The following is a 17,685-nucleotide window of genomic DNA, read 5'->3' as shown; positions in this document are numbered from 1 at the left end:
AAAGCTAGGGACTAATCGACGTTGCCTTCGTAAGCACCGTCAGAGGCTGCAGCTGCCGCTGCTGCTTCCGGATCCATCACCTTGGTGAAGTCTCGCTGGTCAACCTCCGGAACGCCCCCTCGTTCGGCCTTGAGCTGTTCCCAAGATTTGTCTTCCATCAGGTCGCGGTAGAAGCCGTACATGTTCAGCGCGGCGTTGTCCGAGTAGACATGTGCCGTGGATGCGCCTGGGTAGCCGTCATCGTCGTAGCTGACGGGGACGCGGCGCATGTTGTAGGTAAAGCCGGTCTCGCGGGACTTCGCGCCGCGGAGGATGTGCTGCATCTCCTCCCAGTTCTCGGCGTCGTCCTGCTCGAACATGCCGCCAGGGGAGAAGGTGCGCATGACGTCGACACGGATGGCTTCCTTGACCTCTTCCGGCGCGTCCTTTGGCACGAACGCCCAGGACCAGATCTCCATCTCGTTCGGGCCACGCGGGTGGGTGACGCGGAAGGTGTAGTTGCCCAGCAGCATGAAGTTGGGGAAGACGTTCATGTGGCCGCGGACCTCGCGGAACTCACCGAGGCGCTCCACGATGGAGTCACGGATGGTGTTCTCCCACTCGATCAGCGCAGGGCCAGTGTTGGGGATCTCCGCGTCACGCTTGCCGAAGAACGCACCGCCGTGACCGTACGGGCTGAGGAACTGGCGGCCCTCCGGGACCTTCTTGCGGCCGGTCTTGCGGTCGAAGGTGTCCGAACCGGAGCTGAGCGCCTCCACCGCGGAGACGTGGGAGATCTCCGAGTGCTGCATGTCGGACGTCGGCTGCTCAACGTTGAACTTCCAGTTCGCTGGCAGGACCCACTTGTGTACAGCGATGGCTTCCATGCCGCCCTCGTAGCGGTCCATGTAGCCATCCAGGTAGTACTTCGCGTTGCCCAGGTACTCCTCCAGCGGCGGGATCGTCTCATCCCAGGAGCCGAAGATGAAGCCCTTGTAGTTCTCGATGCGCGGCACCTTGATCGCCGACAACTTCGACTTATCGATGCCCTCCGGGTACGCATTGTTCTCATGCGGGATGTTGGTCAAGTTGCCCTCAAGGTCGTAAGACCAGCCGTGGAAGGAACACATGAAGGACTTCGCCTGACCGCGGTCAGCGCGGCAGATACGCATACCGCGGTGGCGACACTGGTTCAGGAACGCCTTGACCTCGCCGGACTTCTGGCGCACAACAATGACCGGGTCCTCACCAATGTAGGTCTGGATGTAGGACCCGCGCTTCGGCAGCATCGACTCGTGCGCAAGGAACACCCAAGTGCGCTGCCAGACGGTCTCCAACTCCTGGCGGTAGATGTCCTCGTCGGCGAAAATCTTGCCGGAAACGTATCCTCCGACCGGATCAATGAGTTCTGCGATCTTACTCATAGCCACTTCCCCTCTGTGATCTGTGTCATCTGTGGGAGTGACTTTAAACGGAAGAATAATTGGCTAAAACCCACGTTCCAGTCAATGGAACAGCCCCGGCGGGCATAAAAGGAGGGGCCTCGGGGCTCAAAGTTCAGCCTAGGATAGTCTTCCCGACTCTTCCCGGGGGCCAGTGCCAAAAGACGCAAGCCTAAACATCCAGCACTTTTATTACCAGCTAGTATGAATAGCTAGCCCAAAAGAGGTTGCGTCCATTGGCACTCAGACCTTACTCTACGCACACCAAATTCCCTCACGTGCTTCCCGCGACCAGGGCTTTTCCAAATCCGCCCCGCGAAAAACAAGGAATCTGGTGCGCGCGCTACATCCTCGGCAGCCGCACGCCCGGAATCAGGTCCGCGTACGCCGCACCGCCGAACCCAAGCGCCAGCAGCAGCGGCAGGATCAGCCACAGCCAACTACTTGCCGACGACCCCTCCGCCCCACTCGCAGCCCCTTCCGTCTGCTGCGTTGGTTTGGCCTGCTGCGTAGTTTCCGGCGCCTGGCTAGTTGTCCGCGGCGCGGAACTTCCCGGCCTCGTCGCAGGTGTTGAGGTTGCCGCGGACACCTCGGTGGTTGGCTTTGCGGCTTCGGTTGTCCGCGGGGCGGAATCCTCAGCGGTCGGTTCTGTCTCCTCGGTTGTCCGCGCGGCGGACACCTCCGAGGTTGGGGTGGACGTTGTCGCTGGTGTTGAGGTTGCCGCGGACACCTTGGTGGTTGGCTTTGCGGCTTCGGTTGTCCGCGCGGCGGACACCTCCGACGAAGTTGTAGGGGCCACGGCTATCGTGGACAGCTTTGCCGAAGTGGTTGTCCGCGCGGCGAAATCCTCGGTAGCCGGTTCTGTCGTTTCGGTTGTCCGCGCGGCGGAACTTTCAGCAGTGGGTTCTGGCCTCTCCGTTGTCCGCGCGGCGGACACTTCCGATGAGGTCGGGGCAGCCGTTGTCGCTGGTGCCGAAGCTGCCGCGGACACCTCGGTGGTTGGCTTTGCGGCTTCGGTTGTCCGCGCGGCGGACACCTCCGACGAAGTTGTAGGGGCCACGGCTACCGTGGACAGCTTTGCCGAAGTGGTTGTCCGCGCGGCGAAATCCTCGGTAGCCGGTTCTGTCGTTTCGGTTGTCCGCGCGGCGGACACTTCCGAAGTTGGAACAGACGTTGTCGCTGGTGTTGAGGTTGCCGCGGACACTTCAATCGTTGGCTCTGCGGCTTCAGTTGTCCGCGCGGCGGACACCTCGGACGAGGTTGCAGGGGCCACGGCTACCGTGGACAGCTTTGCCGAAGTAGTTGTCCGCGCGGCGGACTGCTCACTCGAAGGAATTTCGGTCGGGGTTGTCCGCGCGGCGGAACTGTCAGCAGTGGGTGCTGTCTCCTCGGTTGTCCGCGCGGCGGAATCCTCAGCGCTCGGTTCAGTCGTTTGCGTTGTTCGCGCGGCGGACACCTCCGAGGTTGGGGCAGCCGTTGTTGCTGGTGCTGTGGTTGCCGCGGACACCTCGGTCACGGTCGTTGGTGAGACCTCAGCCTCGGGTGCTTCAGCCTCGGATGCCTCATCCTGGGGCGACTCGGACGGCTTGGTTGTCTCGGCTTCAGGCTTGTTGATGTACTGCTGCAGCAGCTTCTGCAGATCGAGCATGTCCTGCTCGAGTTTCTTTGCCTCGTCGAGGTTGTGGGTGAGCTCGTCGATATCGATTTGATCTTCGGGTTCGGCGGAAGTGTCTGCAGGTTCAACGCTTTCGGAAGCTTCGGGTGTCCGCGGGGCGGACTCTTCCGGAGCTGAAGTAGACGTTGTCGCTGGTGTTGAGGTTGCCGCGGACTCCTCCGAAGAAGTCTCGGGGGATTCGGGCTCAGCATGAGCTTCGGATTCCGACGGTTCCGGAGCTGCTTCAGATTCCGACGGTTCCGGTGTCCGCGGGGCGGACTCCTCGGTCGGCTCGGCAGCCGCAGAAGGCTCTACCGTTGCAGAAGGCTCGGCAGCCTCGGTCTCAGAAGCCTCTGTCTCCGCGGGCGCGTTCTTCAGTTCCTCCAGCGCGGCGGCTTTGTCGGCGATGCGTTTGGTGGCGTCGGCGATTTCGTTGTCCGCGGCGCGGAGGGCTCGTTCGAGTCCCCACTTGTCGGCGTTGTGCCAGAAGCCGGTGAATGGGTTGCGTTCTTGCCATCCGGTGAGTGCGGCGAGGTTGGCTTCGATGTTGGCTTTGCGGTGGGTGGCGGCTTCGAGAGTGCTGTTGGCGAATTCCAGCTGGCGAGAAGCGTCGTCGATGTCGGTGGGGGTGGTGGTGTCGTAGCGGTCGGCGCCGTGGCCCTCATGTGAAGGCGTTTCCGCTTCGACGGTTTCGAAGAGTTCGATGGAGCGCTTGATGTTGTCCAGGCGGGCTTGTTCGAGGTCGAGTTTGGCTTTGCGGGCGTCGCGACGGTTCTTCAGGCCCTCGAGTTCCTTGGTGTTGGAGGGGGCGAGCCAGCTGAACCAGCTGGAGTCGACTTCTTTTTTGCGTTTGGTGTAGGCGGAGTCGGCTTCGTCGAAAAGTGTTTGGCGCTTGGCGACGGCCTCCTGCTGCGCGGTGACGCTTTCGAGGGCTTCGCGCAGGTTGGTGGGCAGGGCGACGGGTTTGGTGTCGGCTTCGGGGGCGTCTTCGTAGGCGGAGGGGTCTTTGCCGTTGAAGTCCTCGAGCTGCTTTTTGGTGACGGCGAGCGTTTTGCGCGCGGCGTCGAGGGAGGTTTTGGTGGTGCGTACGAGGAGTTCGGCGGAGTCGACGAGTAGTTTCTGCTTGTCGTACTCGGCTTGCTTGGCTTTCTTGTTTTCCTCGCCGATGGCGAGGACGACGCCCCAGCGCTTCATTTCCATGAGGGCCTGCGCGCCCTTGAGGGCCAGTTCGGCTTTCCATAGTTGGGATTCGAGTTCGGCGACTTTGGCTTCGCCCTTTTCGACGAGCCCCTGCAACGCCTGCCCGCCGAGGCCGAGGAGGCCTTGCGCTTCGGCGTAGTGGGCGGTGGGGTTGATGGTGGCGGGGACGGTGACGGCGGTGCCGGTGAGGGCGACAACGAGGGCGCCGGAGGTCAACTTGTGCATGTGCAAAGTTTAGGGGATAGACCTCTCGAAGTACTACTTCCGTGTAGTGGCGAGTGCCCCCGTGAGTGCGCCGATGGCGGTGTCGATGATGTCGTCGCGCTCGGTGGCGGGGCAGCCTTCGTCGACCCAGTCGATGCAGATAGCATCGAGGAAGCCGAGCGTCCCGGAGGCGGCGCGTGCGGCGTGTTCGTCGTGGCGTCCTAGCAGGGTGCAGAGCGTTTCGACGGAGGCGTCGCGCATCTCAATGCGCAGGTTGATGGCCTCGGTGGGTTCGGCGCCACCGCGGCGACCGGCGAGCCACACGAATGGGTGCTCGGCGACGTGGTTGAGGTAGCGCTCCAGGGTGCTGTGCAGGGCTTCGGGGGTGTCGGTGTTGGGGTCGAGGTGGTCGTCGAAAAGCGGTTGGGTGTGTGCTTTGAGGAAGGCGGTGTAGAGCCCTGCCTTGGATTCGAAGTAGTGGAAGAGGAGGCCCTGGGAGACGTCGCAGGCGTCGGCGATGTCCTGGGTGGAAACTTCCACGTAAGGTGTGGTGGAGAAGATGTCCGTGGCAGCGGCGAGGATTTCTTCCTGGCGTTGCTCGACGCTGAGCCTCCGTCGTTGTTGAGTCATGGACACCACTCTACAGTACTGAGTTTTGCTCAATAGAAAGTGTGAGGAACTTGTCCACGTCAGACATTATCTGGTGGCACGTCTACCCGCTGGGCGCCACGGGCGCACCGATCCGCGAGGAGCACGACGCAGCCCCGCGCCTGCGGCAGCTCGAGCCGTGGTTGGACTACCTGATCGAACTCGGCTGCAACGGCCTGCTGCTCGGCCCGATTTTCACCTCCGTGTCCCACGGCTACGACACCCTTGACCACTTCCAGATCGACTCGCGCCTGGGCACCAACGAGGACTTCGACCACCTGATGGCTGCCTGCCGTGAGCGCGGCATCCACGTGATGCTCGACGGCGTGTTCAACCACGTCGCGCGCACCCACCCGTTGGTCGCGCAGGGCCTGGCCGGCGACACGGACTGGGAGGGCCACGGCGAACTGGCCACCCTGCACCACGAGGACCCGCGCGTGGCGGACCTGGTCACCGACGTCATGTGCTACTGGCTCGAGCGCGGCATCACGGGCTGGCGCCTGGACGTGGCGTACTCGGTGCCACCGGAGTTCTGGCGCACCGTCCTGGCGCGCGTGCGCGAGCGTTTCCCGGACGCGCTCTTCCTCGGCGAGGTCATCCACGGCGACTACGCGGAGATCGCCGCCGCGGGCACCCTCGACACCGTCACCCAGTACGAGCTGTGGAAGGCCCTGTGGTCCTCCATCAAGGACGTGAACTTCTGGGAGCTCGATCACGCGCTGGGCCGCCACCGCGATTTGTGCGAGCACATGGTGCCGAACACGTTCGTCGGCAACCACGACGTGGACCGGATCGCCTCGAAGGTGGGGCAGGACGGCGCGCTCGTGGCCACGGCGCTGCTCATGGCGCTGCCCGGCATGCCCAGCATCTACTACGGCGATGAGCAGGGCTTCGAGGGGCTGCGCGGGGAAGGCTTCGCCGCTGACGACCCGGTGCGCCCGCCGCTGCCAGCCAGCCCCGCGGAGCTTTCGAGCTTGGGCCACTGGATCTTCGAGGAGCACAAGAAACTCATCGCTTTTCGACGCAACCACCGCTGGCTCGAAACCGCCACCCTCGAGGTGACCGACAAAACAAATGAGGCGATCACCGTGGCGCTCGAATCCGGTTCGGAGCGCGCGACGGTGACCGCCTGGCTGGATCCCGCGCCGGGCGTGCGCATCACGGCTGGGGGCGAGACCTGCTACGAGTGGTCTGCTGTCTAGCTGCTAGAACGGCAGGGAGGAACCCGCTGCGTGCTTGGCCAGCAGCTCCTGGACGATGGCGGCCAGGTCCGGCAGGCGCAGCGTGACGGCGCCCGCGACTGGGATGTCGAAGGTGGGCACGTTGGCGGGCGCCAGCGTGATCACTGGCGTGCCCTGCGGCGCGGGGGCCGGTGCAGGGGCGGGGGCCGGTGCGGGGGCAGTCTGCTGGGCTGGGCGGGCCGGCTGCTGCGCAGGTTGCTGCTTGTTTGCAGGCGCGCCGGTGGTGCCGCGCAGGCCACAGCGGTTAGCGGCTTCCTCCACGCGGCCGAGCGCGGCCTGGATCTGTGGGCCGCGGCGGTCGAAGGCCGCGATGGTCTGGGCTTGGCGCTTCTTGGTGTTGAAGTCGGCGTCGTTGGTCCAGTAGCGGGATGCCTGGTCGCAGGAGATCTGGCCTGCGGGCAGTTTGGCCAGGGCGTCGTCGATGGCGTCTGCGCCAGCTACGCCGGTTGAGAGCGTGGCGGCCATGAGTGCGGTGAGTGTGGCTGTGCGAATTTTCATGCCCGCCAGTATGTCACACCAGCCCCATCTGTCACACCCGTTTAGGCGCCGAGGAAGCGTCGGATCAGGCTGCGGTAGGCGTCCACGGTGAGGTGCACGTCCTCGATATCCGCGTATTCGTCGTGGCCATGCAGCAGGTCGAGCACCTGGCCCAGGTGGCGCTCACGGGCGTGCAGCGCAAACCCGTAGCCCACCCCGCCCTTGCGGCGCGCGAAGCGCAGGTCCGAGCCGCCGGCGGCGATGGTCGGGACCACCACCGCGTCGGGGAAGAACTCGGCGTAGGTGTCACAAATGGCCTCGTACAGCGGCGAGTCGGTGGGGGAGATGGTGGCGTCCTCGGTGATGAGGTGCTGGATCTCCACCTCGTCGGCCAGGTCGCCGAGGGCTTCGCGCAGCTGCTCGTCGATCCACTCCTGGCTCTGGCCAGGCAGTGGGCGGATGTCCAGTTCCATGTACGCCATGGACGGCAGCACGTTGATGGCCTCGCCCGCGCGCAGCACCGTCGGTGCGATGCTCAGGTGGCTCATGGCGTGCGAGTAGCGCGCCAGGTCGCCGAGCGCCTCGTAGCCCTCGCCGCGTAGCAGGGCGGCCTCGGTCTCGGGGTCGAACTTCCAGGCGCGGATGTAGTCCGGCCAGGGCTGCTCCGTGGTCACGGAGGGCTGCACCGCAGCGATGCGGCGGGCAACCTCCCCAATCTTGATGACGGCCATGTCCCGGCCGTGCGGGGCGGAGCCATGGCCCGCGTCCCCGCGCACGACGAGGCGGCGCTGCGCCGCACCCTTCTCACCAATGACGACGACGATCGCGTCCGACCCATCACGCACCGGCAGGTGGGAGCCGCCCTCCTCCGAGAGGCAGTTCTTCCAGCTAAACGGTTCCGGGTTCAGCTGCGAGAGGTGTCCGGCGCCGAGCCCGCCGCGCGCCTCCTCGTCCGCCACGCCCACGAAGGTGAGCGTGCCGCGCGGGCGTTTCCCGCTCAGTGCCACGTCGCGGGTGGCGGCGGCCATCGCGGCCGTGATGTAGAGCATGTCGGTGGCGCCGCGGCCGTAGAGTCGGCCGTCGATAATCTCGGCGCCGAAGGGGTCCTTGGTCCATTGCTCCTTATCGACGGGCACTACGTCCGTATGCCCGAGCAGCGTGAGGGGTTCCGCGGTCGGGTCGGTGCCTTCGATGGTGAACGCGATTGATACCCTCCCAGCTGCGGGTTCATACTTTTGAATACGCACGGGAGCGCCATCGAAGAACTCTTCAAGTGTGGCTGCGTTGCGGTATTCTCCCCCTGAAGTAGGGGTAAGGTCGTTGACACACGTATTTTGGAGGAGTGTTCGTAATAGGTCCACTGTTGCGCTATGTAGGTCCATGACTGGCATAGTAGGTGTTTTGTGGTCGATTGGGAGAGGAGTTGGTGTCCGATGGCGAGAAGGGAACGCAGCCAGGACCCTCGCGCTGTGAAGACGCGAAACGCAATCATCAACACAACCACTGAGCTGTTGAATGAGAACCGCGTTGAGGACATTACGGTGTCCCAGATTGTGAACCAGGCTGGGATGAGCCGCCAGGTGTTCTACGAGCACTTCAAGGATCGCGATGCTGCTGTCAGGGCTGCCATTCAGCGGGCGCTGGCGCCAGCGGTCAACGATTATATCGATACATACAACAAGACTCATGAGATGCCGCAGGCGTTGCAAGCACTGTTCACGCAGCTGGCAGAGGTACGTTGCCTGTTGGCCCACGTGATTAACGGCCCAGCGCACGCCACGCTGATGGCCTGCTTTACGACGCCCGAGATGCCCATGCTGCACGACATGGTCAACTCGATCCGCACCGAGGTCACCCCGATGACCGACGAGGAGGCAGCCGACGTGGCTTCCTACCTGTGCTCGGGCGCGTTCTCGATCTTTATGAAGTCGGCGACGGAGTCCGAGAATTACGAGGAAGCCGTCAAGCGCGCGATGAGAGTGTTCGGAGTGTTTGGTAGGGCGATGAGCCTGCCTGAGTAGGTATCCTGCTGGTATGACATCACGCGAACTTAGTACGGACCCACGCGCTGTTCGTACTCGGACGGCATTACTTGGTGCGACGAAGGAGTTGCTGCTCCATTACCGGGTGGACGAGCTCTCGCTGTCCCAGATTGTGAAGTATGCGCAGGTGAGCCGCCAGGCGTGTTATGAGCACTTCCGTGACAAGGATGCGCTCATTCTGGCAGCAGCTTGCGAGATCTGCCTGCCTGCTTACCAGGCGTTCGTCGATGACATCGTGATCGACGAGACGTACCCCGATCAGGTGGAGCGGCTGGTACATCACCTGGGGCGCTACGACAAGGCGGTCAAGCACCTGATTAACTCCTCGGTGCATGGTCGGCTCAACGAGAAGATCTGCCAGACCCTGGCGGATGCCTACCTGAAGAAGATCTACACCCAGATCGAGTCAGGCGAAGAAATTGCTCTGACGGAGGAAACGCTGCGCGACACGGCCCGCTTCATGGCTGCCGGAACACAGGACATCCTGATCGACGGCATGCTGCGCGACCGCGAGCATGAAGAAACCGCGCAACGCGTAGAAAACGTTCGCGCGGCATTAGATCTCGTGATCGGCGCGCTGCGCGCCACCAGTGGTGGGGCAGCGGACGAGCAGTAGCATCGCTATCCTCGCTGGGGAGCTGGGGCGCCGTCTTCTGCGGCGTCCCAAATTTTTTCGTCCAGGATGCCTTCGCGCTTCGCCACGATGGCGGCGACGACGGCCTGGCCGGTGACGTTGACGGCGGTACGTCCCATGTCGATGATCGGCTCGATGGCCAGCAGCAGGCCCACGCCAGCCAGCGGAAGGCCCAGGGTGGACAGCGTCAGCGTGAGCATGACGGTCGCGCCGGTGGTGCCCGCGGTCGCCGCGGAGCCGAGCACGGCCACGATCACGATGAGCAGGTAGTCCGTCGCGCCCAGGTCGAGGCCGTAGAACTGCGCGACGAACAGGGCCGCGATCGCCGGGTAGATGGAGGCGCAGCCGTCCATCTTTGTGGTCGCGCCGAGCGGCATGGCGAAGGCCGCGTACTCGCGCGGCACGCCCATCGACTCCTCGACGGTGCGCTGGTTCACCGGCATCACGCCCATGGAGGAGCGGGTGACGAAGCCGAGGGTGGTCACCGGCCATACGCGGCGGAAGAAGCCACCGACCGGCACCTTATTGACGGCCAGTACCGCCGGGTACAGCACGAAGATCACGAGCGCGAGGCCCACGTAGATCGCCAGCACGAACTGGCCGAGATTGCCCAGAGCCTCCCAGCCGTAGGTGGCCACGGCCTTACCGATGAGCGCCGCCGAACCGATTGGGGCAAGGCGGATGATCCACCACAGCACCACCTGGATGACCTCCAGGAAAGAGGCGGAGAACTGCAGGAACGGCTCCGCGGCCTTGCCCGCCTTGATGGCGGCCACGCCGATGAGCAGAGAGATCACCAGGATCTGCAGCACGTTGAAGTTCACCGAGGCGCTCGTCTCCGAGACCTTGACACCAAGCCCGAAGAAGTTCGACGGGATGACGGTGTTCAGGAAGCCGAGCCAGGAGCCGGAGCCGCTTGGTTCGGCGGCGGAGGAGGCGTCGACAGACGAGTTCGCGCCGGGCTGCATGACGGTGCCGACGATGATGCCGATGATCACCGAGAAGAACGCGGTGATGGCGAACCACAGCAGGGTCTGCCAGGCAAGGCGCGCGGCGTTGGTGACCTTGCGCAGGTTCGCGATAGAGGTGACCACCGCGGTGAACACGAGTGGCGGGATGAGTAGCTTCAGCAGCTGCACATAGGCGCTGCCGACCCAGCTGAGCGTCTCGCTGAGCCAGGTGATGTCGTTGGCCGCGGCGATGAGCCCGAGGATGAGGCCGATGATCAGGCCGGCGATCACTTGGGCGCCGAACCCGGTCATCCACTTTGGAAGGTGCATGAAGTTCTCCAGGTGTAGATTTATAGACTAATCGGTATTAAACGAAGCTAAATTCTACACCTATCCTCTAGAAACGCGTCAAATCTAAACTAGACAGAGCGGTTCACGTAGCACTTTATCCAGTGCAACCGCGCGCGCGATGTCCCGCACGATCTCGCGGTGCGAAGGGATCATGCGCAGCTTCGGGGCGCGCTCGGCCTCGCTGACCACCGTGCGCGCGAACGTGGCGGGCGCCTGCGGGTCGTCGATGAAGGCGCTGCCGGCGACGACGACGGTGCTGGGGGTGTGGGCGTCGGCAAGCGTGGCCACGAGTGAGCCGAGGCCGCGTGCGCGCTGGTCGAGCGCCTGGCGCGTGGCCGACTGCTGCTCCGCGAGCGCGACGACCTCCTGCAGTGACTGTACTGCCGACTGTCCGATGGCGTTGAGGAGCCCCTGCGTGGTCAGGTGATCGCTGGCGACGTCGATGGCCATCACGCCGGTCGGGGTGGACATTGCGCAGGCCAGCGAGTCATCGGCGAACAGCGCCATCACCGGCGGGGTGTCGATGTCCAGGCTCGACTGCATCTCCGAGCCGACGATCGCCTGGCTGATGGAGACGACCTCGACGGGCACGCCGAACTGCTCCCGCATCTGCTGGCGGATCGGCACCCCGTGCCAGCCGAGGTTTGCCGCGGTGACCTCGCCGTCCTCGTTGACGGTGCCCGAGGTAGTCACGCCGACGGTTGCGAGCGGGCGGCCCATCCCGGCGCTGAGGCGGTGTAGCCCGGCCATGATGTGCTGCACGAAGTCATCCGGACTCATGTGTGCGACGGGGATGTCCACATCGATGCTGCGCAGGGTGCGCCCCTTGAGGTCGAACAGCGCGATGTAGGTGCTCAAGGTGCCGACGGCCACCCCGGCGTACAGCGAGTTCGGTTCCCCGAGCTCGAGCGGCATGGTGGGCCTGCCCCGGCCGGTGGACTCGGACAGGTCGCCGCGTTCCACGATGTAGCCGGAGTTTGCCAGCGCGGTGACGGCGCGGGTGATGGTGGGCTGCGAGAGGCCGGTGGCTGCGATCAGGTCTCGTCGCACGCACTGTTCCTGCAGGCGAATGAGGTGCAGGCACTTGGCGGCGGGGGTTGTTGGGTGATGGAACGCTGTCCGTGTCGCAGGCATGTGAATATATGTACCGGTAGTAGACCGCTTTGTCCAGTTATCGAGCTAGAGTGGGCCGTCTCGGTAGACAATGCGGTTTGTATGGGGTGTAGAGGTGCACATTCAGCGTGTCCCTCGGTTACACTGCCTACCCATGACCAATCCTTTGCTTGAGGAGCACGCATCCCAGTCAGAACGCGAGCCTTCGCTACTCGACGCCACCTGCGAAGACTTTCTCTACGACCTCGCCGAGCTGATCCCTACCCTGGCAACGGAGATCGGCCTCGAAGGCCACGACTGCGACCTGCAGGACTTCAGCCCCGAGTACTACGGCGAAGTCGCCGACCGCATCCGTGACGTCGTCGCCGACGTCGACGCGCTCAACGACTCCACGGACGCCTCCGACGACGAAGACGACTTCGACGACGTCGACAATCTCACCGCTTCGCTGCTGCGCGACCGGATGGCATTCAAGTTGGAGCTGCACCACCAGGGCGAGGACCTGCGCCAGCTCAACAACATCGATTCGCCGGTGCAGACCATCCGCGACTCCTTCGCGCTGATGCCGAAGGTGAGCAAGGAGGACTTCGAACACATTGAGGCGCGCCTGTCCAAGGTGCCGGCGGCGCTCGCGGGCTATCGCGCGTCGCTTTCGGAGGCGGCGTCGGCAGGCAATGTGCCTGCGTACCGCCAGATCGAAGCCGTGATCAAGCAGTGCGGCGACCTCACCGACGACGACAGCGTCTTCGACCAGCTGGGTCTGCCGGAGGACTCGGCCGTCGTCGAAAAGGCGAAGGCTGCATTCGACGAGATGGCCACCTGGCTGTCCACCGAGCTCGCGCCACACGGCCGCCACGACGACGCCGTCGGCCGCGACCGCTACGAACTCTTCTCCGAGTTCTTCTTGGGCCGCGGCATCAACCTCGACGAGGCCTACACCTGGGCCAAGGAGCAGCTGAAGGAAACCGTCGCTGAGCAGCGCGCGCTCGCGCAGAAGCTCTACGGCCCGGACGCCACCATCCTGGGTGCGTACAAGCGTCTCAACGAGGAGGAGCGCTACACCCTGCGCGGCACCGACGCCCTGCTGGAGTGGATGAACTCCGTCAACGAGCAGGTCATGCGGGACCTCGACGGCGTTGACGTCACCATCCCGGAGGGCCTGCACAAGGTAGAGTGCGCGATTGACCACGCCGGTTCCGGCGGCATCTTCTACACCCCGCCGTCCGACGACCTGATCCGCCCCGGCACCATGTGGTGGTCAGTGCCGGAGGGCCAGGAAGTGTTCCACACCTGGCAGGAGCTCACCACCGTCTTCCACGAGGGTATCCCGGGCCACCACCTGCAGATCGGCACCGCGCTCATGCAGCGCAACGACCTCAACCTGTGGCGTCGCACCGCGTGCTGGAACTCCGCACACGGCGAGGGCTGGGCGCTCTACGCTGAGGAGCTCATGGGGGAGCACGGCCACTTCGACGACCCAGGCTTCCGCATGGGGCTTCTCGACGCCCGCCGGCTCCGCCTCGCCCGCGTCATGATCGACATCGGCGTCCACCTCAAGAAGGCCACCCCGGACGGCACCGGCGTGTGGGACGCCGCCTACGCCAAGGCGTTCCTGCGCGACAACTCCGCCATGCCGGAGTCCCACATCGCCTTCGAACTGGACCGCTACCTGGGCTGGCCGGGCCAGGCGCCGAGCTACGCCATCGGCTACCGCGACTGGTGCTCACTGCGCGACAGCGCCCTGGAGCAGGGGATGACGCTGCGCCAGTTCCACGACAAGGCGCTCAAGCTCGGGTCGATGCCGATGGACATGCTGGCCCACGAGGTGCTCAACCACCACGACTAGCCTGCTAGCCGTTGCGTTTGCGATTCTGCCAGTTGACCAACTTCGGCAGGTAACCCGCGAACAGCAGGATGCAGATCAGGCGGATCAGCTGGACCGCCACGACCGCCGGGCCCACCCCGCCCTCCGCGGTGAGTGCCAGCACCGTCTCGAGTGCGCCTGGCGTGGTGGCCAGGTAGCCCTCGTAGAAGCTGATGTTCAGCCACAGCGCCAGCAGCCAGCCCAGTCCGGCGCAGGCTGCCATGAGGGCGGCGATGTAGATGATCGTGATCGGCAGCAGGCGGGAGAACTGCTTCAGGGCAGGTACGGATAGGCCGCCGCCGCACGCCCAGCCAATGCACAAGAACGCTGCGATGTTCAGCGGCTCCGGCGGAACGATGACCACGTCCATGAAGGAGCCGACCACCGCGGTGACGATCATCGGGCCGAAAATCGACGGGTTCGGGATGTGCAGCACCTTCGCGATCGGCTGCCCAACCGCCACCAGCGCCGGCACCAGCAACCACATCCACCAGTAGGGCTCCAGATGCTCCGTGGCGGAGGCGTGCTTGGTAGTGAGCAGCCCCGCCACCACCGGCAGCGTCATCGACACGACGAGCAGGCGCAGGTACTGCGTCAGAGCGACGTAGCGGACGTCGGCACCAATCTCCTTCGCGATGACCGGCATGAGCGACGCACCGCCCGCGAGCAGCGACAACACCCCGGTTTCCTGCGAGATTCCCTTGCGCGCGAGCACCGCGCCGCCCACGTAGGCCAACCCGATCATGCTCGCCGCGGCCAGCAGGCCGGGCAGCAGGAACGGCAACAGCGTCTTCGGGGGGATGCCCACCAGCGGCAGCGCCGCCAGCACGCCGATCACGCCGCGGGTGCACGTGAACAGGAGCTCGTTGATGGGAAGGTCGCGCCCGCTGCGCAACGCCACCGCGCCCGATGCGACGATCGCCCCCAGGATCCACGCGGCCGGAAGGTGCAGCGCGCTGAAAGCCCAACCAAGCGCGATTGACACCGGGACGACCACACACCAACGAAGCATGGCTGTTGATATTACTCTTTAGTGCATGATTGTCGCCCTGCTGATTGCATCACTGACCGCCGGCTGGATTGACGCCGTCATCGGCGGCGGTGGCCTGGTGCTCATCCCCGTGCTGATGTCCACCACCGGCATGCCTGCCGCCGCTGTCCTGGCGACGAATAAGTTCGCGGCGTTCACCGGCACCTCCTCCGCCGCGGTCACCATGGTGCGCAAGGTCGGGGTTCCGCGCTGCACGTGGGGCTTCGCGCTCGCCGCGATGTGCGCCTCCGCGGGCGGTGCGCTGGCCGTCGCGCTCGTCAGCGACTCCGTGATACGCCCACTCATCATTGTGTTACTGCTGGCAGTGGGCATCTTCGTGGTGTGTAAGCCCTCGTTTGGGTCGGAGGGCAACCGCATCATCACGCCGCGCCGGGTGGTGCTCGGCGTCGCGGTGGCCCTGCTCGTCGGTGGGTACGACGGCGTCTTCGGCCCCGGCACCGGCATGTTCCTCATCATGGCGTTTACTGCCGTGTTCTCTCAAACCTTCCTTGAGTCCGCGGCGATGGCGAAGGTCGTCAACACCGCGACGAACATCGGCGCGCTCGGAGTGTTCATCGCCGGGGGCTACGTGGACTGGTCGCTGGCAATCGCGCTCGCGATCGCGAACGTCATCGGCGCGCAGCTCGGCGCGCGCACCGTGCTGCAGGGCGGGTCCAAGTTGGTCCGAATCGCCTTATTGACGCTCGTAGTTGTTCTATGCGCGCGGCTTGGGTGGCAAGAATTCATGCAATAATGGCGGCGTGGAAAAGCAGCAGAAGATTCTTAGGCCGGCCCGTAGGGCAGCAACCGAGCAGAAGATTTTCGCGTCGGTGCTCAGCATCGCCCGCGATCGCGGATTGCACTCTGTAACGATCGACGAGGTTGTGGCGGATTGTGGCGTCGCAAAGACGACGATCTACCGCCGCTACGCTGACCGCCGCGAGATGATCACCGCAGCGCTGGACTCAATCGCGATCCAGATCCCGATCTACCTCCCCACCACGCGCGCTGAGTTCGTAAAATACATGATTGACCTGCAGCGCTACCTCGACGAGACGCTGGGTGTGCGGTTGATCGGCTCCATCATTGCCAGCGCGGAGCCCTTCGTGTCGCAGTGGCGTCTGCGCCTTGAAACCGAAATCCTCGAGCGGATGGTGGAGGGGATCCGCAAGGGGATGGACGAGGGCCTGTATAACCCGAACATCAACCCGTACGCCTTCGTGGGCATGCTGCTCGGTGGCATTGTTATGCGCCAGGCGTTCAGTGAGGCCTCCGCCGAGCGGCACGCCGAAAACACCGCGACGGTCCTGTGGCCACAGCTGGCTGTGGACCCGGACCGCCGAAACGATTAGAGCTGCTGAGAGCTGACTAGAGCTGTAGAGAGCCGTTGGCCAGGCCGACCACGGCTGCGATAGCGCCCGCGATCACGATCGCCACCACAACCCACTCGAAGCTGTTGAAGAGGCGCTCCTTGTTCGCGATGCGCGTCCACACGTACGGGATGATGCCCGGGACCACGGCGAGCGCGCCGAAGAGCACGTAGACCGGGTCGGCAGCGTAGATCAGCCACATCGAGTACACGAAACCGACCGCGCCGACGATGAGGTGGCGCTGGTTGTCGCTGCGGGTGACCTCCGGACCGGAGTCGTCGAAACGCACGCCCGCGTTCGGGTGGTTAAGCCCCTTGCCGCGCACCGCGAGCAGGATGAGGTACAGCGAGGAGAAGATGTACGGCAGCAGGTACATGATGGTCGCCAGCTGCACCATTGCGTTATAGGACGTCTCGTTGGCGAAGAAAATGATCACGAACAGCTGGATCACCACAGTGGAGATCAGCTGCGCGCGGAACGGGGAGCCCGCCTTGTTGGCCACGCCGAGCGACTGCGGTAGCAGGCCGTCGTTCGCCATGAGCACGATCGGCTCGGCGCACAGCATCTGCCAGGACACGTACGCGCCCAGCACCGACAGGCACAGGCCGATAGAGATGAACACGCCGCCCCACGGGCCGACGACCGCCTCAAGCACGGCACCCATCGAGTTCTCCGGCAGCGCCGCCAGCTCCTCCTGGGTGAGCACGCCGTAGGAGAGCGTGGACACTAAGACCAGCAGCAACAGCACCGACAGGAAGCCGATGATGGTCGCGCGGCCCACATCCTTGCGGGTCTTCGCCTGCTTGGAGTACACGGAGGCGCCCTCGATGCCGATGAACACCCACACCGTGTACAGCATGATGCCCTGCAGTTGCTGCGAGAACGGGATCGTCGAACCCTCGCCCCAGAAGTCCAAGGTGAACTTGTCCCAGGAGAAGCCGAGGAAGGCGACCAAGACGATGAAGCAGAGGATCGGCACCAGCTTGGCCACCGTGGTGACCACGTTCATCACGGCCGCCTGCTTCACGCCACGGGTCAGCATGATGAAGATGCCCCACGTCATCACGGATACCGCCGCGGCCAACACCCACCGGTTATTCAGCGGGGCGAAGTAGTAGGCCACCGTGGAGAAGAACAGGGTGGCGTAGCCCACCTGCGCCATCACGGAACCCAACCAGTAGCCCAGGCCAGAGGTGAACCCGATGAAGTCGCCGAGGCCAGCGCGCACGTAGGAGTATACGCCCGAGTCCAGGTGCGGTTTGCGCCGCGCCAGGATCTGGAACACGAACGCGATGGAGAGCATGCCCACACCGGCTATGACCCAGCCGATGAGCATTGCGCCGGGGCTCGCCACGGAGCCAATATTTTGCGGCAAGGCGAAGATGCCGGAGCCAATGGTGGAGCCAATAATGAGCGACACCAGCGTCCACATGGTCACCGTGTGTGATTGGGCATTAGTCATGGAGAATAAGTTACCTTATGATGA

15 protein-coding genes are annotated in these 17,685 nt (G+C 64.3%); 6 read left to right on the top strand and 9 right to left on the bottom strand.

Features of this window, described 5'->3' with window-relative positions; all coding sequences use genetic code 11:
• Positions 1–11: 11 nt before the first annotated feature.
• From BJP06_RS09535 to BJP06_RS09525, 3 genes are all read right to left on the bottom strand, one after another.
• On the bottom strand, positions 12–1,403 hold the full coding sequence (locus BJP06_RS09535) for an aromatic ring-hydroxylating dioxygenase subunit alpha (RefSeq protein WP_070363325.1): 1,392 nt from the start codon (positions 1,401–1,403) through the stop codon (positions 12–14).
• Between the two features lie 361 nt (positions 1,404–1,764).
• Positions 1,765–4,500 (bottom strand): hypothetical protein, encoded by a 2,736-nt coding sequence (locus tag BJP06_RS09530; RefSeq protein WP_071573676.1) that lies wholly within the window; start codon positions 4,498–4,500, stop codon positions 1,765–1,767.
• Positions 4,501–4,533: 33 nt separating this feature from the next.
• The gene (locus BJP06_RS09525; RefSeq protein WP_071573675.1) at positions 4,534–5,109 is read right to left on the bottom strand and encodes a TetR/AcrR family transcriptional regulator; all 576 of its coding nucleotides are present in this window, start codon (positions 5,107–5,109) and stop codon (positions 4,534–4,536) included.
• 50 nt (positions 5,110–5,159) lie between these two features.
• On the opposite strand from BJP06_RS09525, the gene BJP06_RS09520 reads away from it, so the two are divergent.
• The gene (locus BJP06_RS09520) at positions 5,160–6,329 is read left to right on the top strand and encodes an alpha-amylase family protein (protein WP_071573674.1); all 1,170 of its coding nucleotides are present in this window, start codon (positions 5,160–5,162) and stop codon (positions 6,327–6,329) included.
• 3 nt (positions 6,330–6,332) lie between these two features.
• Here BJP06_RS09520 and BJP06_RS12155 read toward each other — a convergent pair whose 3' ends face one another.
• Complete coding sequence (locus tag BJP06_RS12155; protein WP_071573673.1) at positions 6,333–6,866, bottom strand: hypothetical protein; 534 nt, start codon at positions 6,864–6,866, stop codon at positions 6,333–6,335.
• Positions 6,867–6,907: 41 nt separating this feature from the next.
• Complete coding sequence (locus BJP06_RS09510) at positions 6,908–8,227, bottom strand: M20/M25/M40 family metallo-hydrolase (protein ID WP_071573693.1); 1,320 nt, start codon at positions 8,225–8,227, stop codon at positions 6,908–6,910.
• Positions 8,228–8,278: 51 nt separating this feature from the next.
• On the opposite strand from BJP06_RS09510, the gene BJP06_RS09505 reads away from it, so the two are divergent.
• Both BJP06_RS09505 and BJP06_RS09500 read left to right on the top strand, forming a co-directional pair.
• On the top strand, positions 8,279–8,866 hold the full coding sequence (locus tag BJP06_RS09505) for a TetR/AcrR family transcriptional regulator (RefSeq protein ID WP_071573672.1): 588 nt from the start codon (positions 8,279–8,281) through the stop codon (positions 8,864–8,866).
• A 13-nt stretch (positions 8,867–8,879) separates the two neighbouring features.
• Positions 8,880–9,503: a TetR/AcrR family transcriptional regulator gene (locus BJP06_RS09500; protein ID WP_083433270.1), complete on the top strand. Its 624-nt coding sequence runs from the start codon at positions 8,880–8,882 to the stop codon at positions 9,501–9,503.
• A 5-nt stretch (positions 9,504–9,508) separates the two neighbouring features.
• Here the strand turns inward: BJP06_RS09500 and BJP06_RS09495 are convergent, their stop codons facing one another.
• Positions 9,509–10,801, bottom strand: coding sequence for a dicarboxylate/amino acid:cation symporter (locus BJP06_RS09495; protein ID WP_070363318.1), 1,293 nt, complete (start codon positions 10,799–10,801; stop codon positions 9,509–9,511).
• A gap of 84 nt (positions 10,802–10,885) precedes the next feature.
• Positions 10,886–11,956: an ROK family protein gene (locus BJP06_RS09490; RefSeq protein ID WP_070363317.1), complete on the bottom strand. Its 1,071-nt coding sequence runs from the start codon at positions 11,954–11,956 to the stop codon at positions 10,886–10,888.
• A gap of 133 nt (positions 11,957–12,089) precedes the next feature.
• Between BJP06_RS09490 and BJP06_RS09485 the strand changes: the two genes are divergently transcribed.
• On the top strand, positions 12,090–13,781 hold the full coding sequence (locus tag BJP06_RS09485) for a DUF885 domain-containing protein (protein ID WP_071573670.1): 1,692 nt from the start codon (positions 12,090–12,092) through the stop codon (positions 13,779–13,781).
• 4 nt (positions 13,782–13,785) lie between these two features.
• Here the strand turns inward: BJP06_RS09485 and BJP06_RS09480 are convergent, their stop codons facing one another.
• Entirely contained in the window at positions 13,786–14,811 is a 1,026-nt protein-coding gene (locus tag BJP06_RS09480; protein ID WP_071573669.1) for an AbrB family transcriptional regulator, read from the bottom strand.
• 25 nt (positions 14,812–14,836) lie between these two features.
• Here BJP06_RS09480 and BJP06_RS09475 point away from each other — a divergent pair, with 25 nt between their 5' ends.
• Entirely contained in the window at positions 14,837–15,583 is a 747-nt protein-coding gene (locus tag BJP06_RS09475; RefSeq protein ID WP_071573668.1) for a TSUP family transporter, read from the top strand.
• A 7-nt stretch (positions 15,584–15,590) separates the two neighbouring features.
• Positions 15,591–16,181 (top strand): TetR/AcrR family transcriptional regulator, encoded by a 591-nt coding sequence (locus BJP06_RS09470; RefSeq protein WP_177224301.1) that lies wholly within the window; start codon positions 15,591–15,593, stop codon positions 16,179–16,181.
• 16 nt (positions 16,182–16,197) lie between these two features.
• Here the strand turns inward: BJP06_RS09470 and BJP06_RS09465 are convergent, their stop codons facing one another.
• Entirely contained in the window at positions 16,198–17,661 is a 1,464-nt protein-coding gene (locus BJP06_RS09465; protein ID WP_071573667.1) for a basic amino acid/polyamine antiporter, read from the bottom strand.
• Between the last annotated feature and the right edge of the window lie 24 nt (positions 17,662–17,685).

The sequence above is a fragment of the Corynebacterium sp. NML120713 genome (assembly GCF_001875735.1).
GTDB lineage: Bacteria > Actinomycetota > Actinomycetes > Mycobacteriales > Mycobacteriaceae > Corynebacterium > Corynebacterium pseudogenitalium.
The sequence above is the reverse complement of the archived record's forward strand: the minus strand, read 5'-3'. Positions and strand labels throughout refer to the sequence as shown.

Excerpts from the sequence above, each read along its gene's own strand:
- BJP06_RS09490 (WP_070363317.1), bottom strand. The coding sequence starts at position 11,956 with ATGCCTGCGACACGGACAGCGTTCCATCACCCAACAACCCCCGCCGCC.
- BJP06_RS09500 (WP_083433270.1), top strand. The coding sequence starts at position 8,880 with ATGACATCACGCGAACTTAGTACGGACCCACGCGCTGTTCGTACTCGG.
- BJP06_RS09530 (WP_071573676.1), bottom strand. The coding sequence starts at position 4,500 with ATGCACAAGTTGACCTCCGGCGCCCTCGTTGTCGCCCTCACCGGCACC.
- BJP06_RS09475 (WP_071573668.1), top strand. The coding sequence starts at position 14,837 with ATGATTGTCGCCCTGCTGATTGCATCACTGACCGCCGGCTGGATTGAC.
- BJP06_RS09480 (WP_071573669.1), bottom strand. The coding sequence starts at position 14,811 with ATGCTTCGTTGGTGTGTGGTCGTCCCGGTGTCAATCGCGCTTGGTTGG.
- BJP06_RS09505 (WP_071573672.1), top strand. The coding sequence starts at position 8,279 with ATGGCGAGAAGGGAACGCAGCCAGGACCCTCGCGCTGTGAAGACGCGA.
- BJP06_RS12155 (WP_071573673.1), bottom strand. The coding sequence starts at position 6,866 with ATGAAAATTCGCACAGCCACACTCACCGCACTCATGGCCGCCACGCTC.
- BJP06_RS09510 (WP_071573693.1), bottom strand. The coding sequence starts at position 8,227 with ATGGACCTACATAGCGCAACAGTGGACCTATTACGAACACTCCTCCAA.
- BJP06_RS09465 (WP_071573667.1), bottom strand. The coding sequence starts at position 17,661 with ATGACTAATGCCCAATCACACACGGTGACCATGTGGACGCTGGTGTCG.
- BJP06_RS09485 (WP_071573670.1), top strand. The coding sequence starts at position 12,090 with ATGACCAATCCTTTGCTTGAGGAGCACGCATCCCAGTCAGAACGCGAG.
- BJP06_RS09535 (WP_070363325.1), bottom strand. The coding sequence starts at position 1,403 with ATGAGTAAGATCGCAGAACTCATTGATCCGGTCGGAGGATACGTTTCC.
- BJP06_RS09495 (WP_070363318.1), bottom strand. The coding sequence starts at position 10,801 with ATGCACCTTCCAAAGTGGATGACCGGGTTCGGCGCCCAAGTGATCGCC.
- BJP06_RS09525 (WP_071573675.1), bottom strand. The coding sequence starts at position 5,109 with ATGACTCAACAACGACGGAGGCTCAGCGTCGAGCAACGCCAGGAAGAA.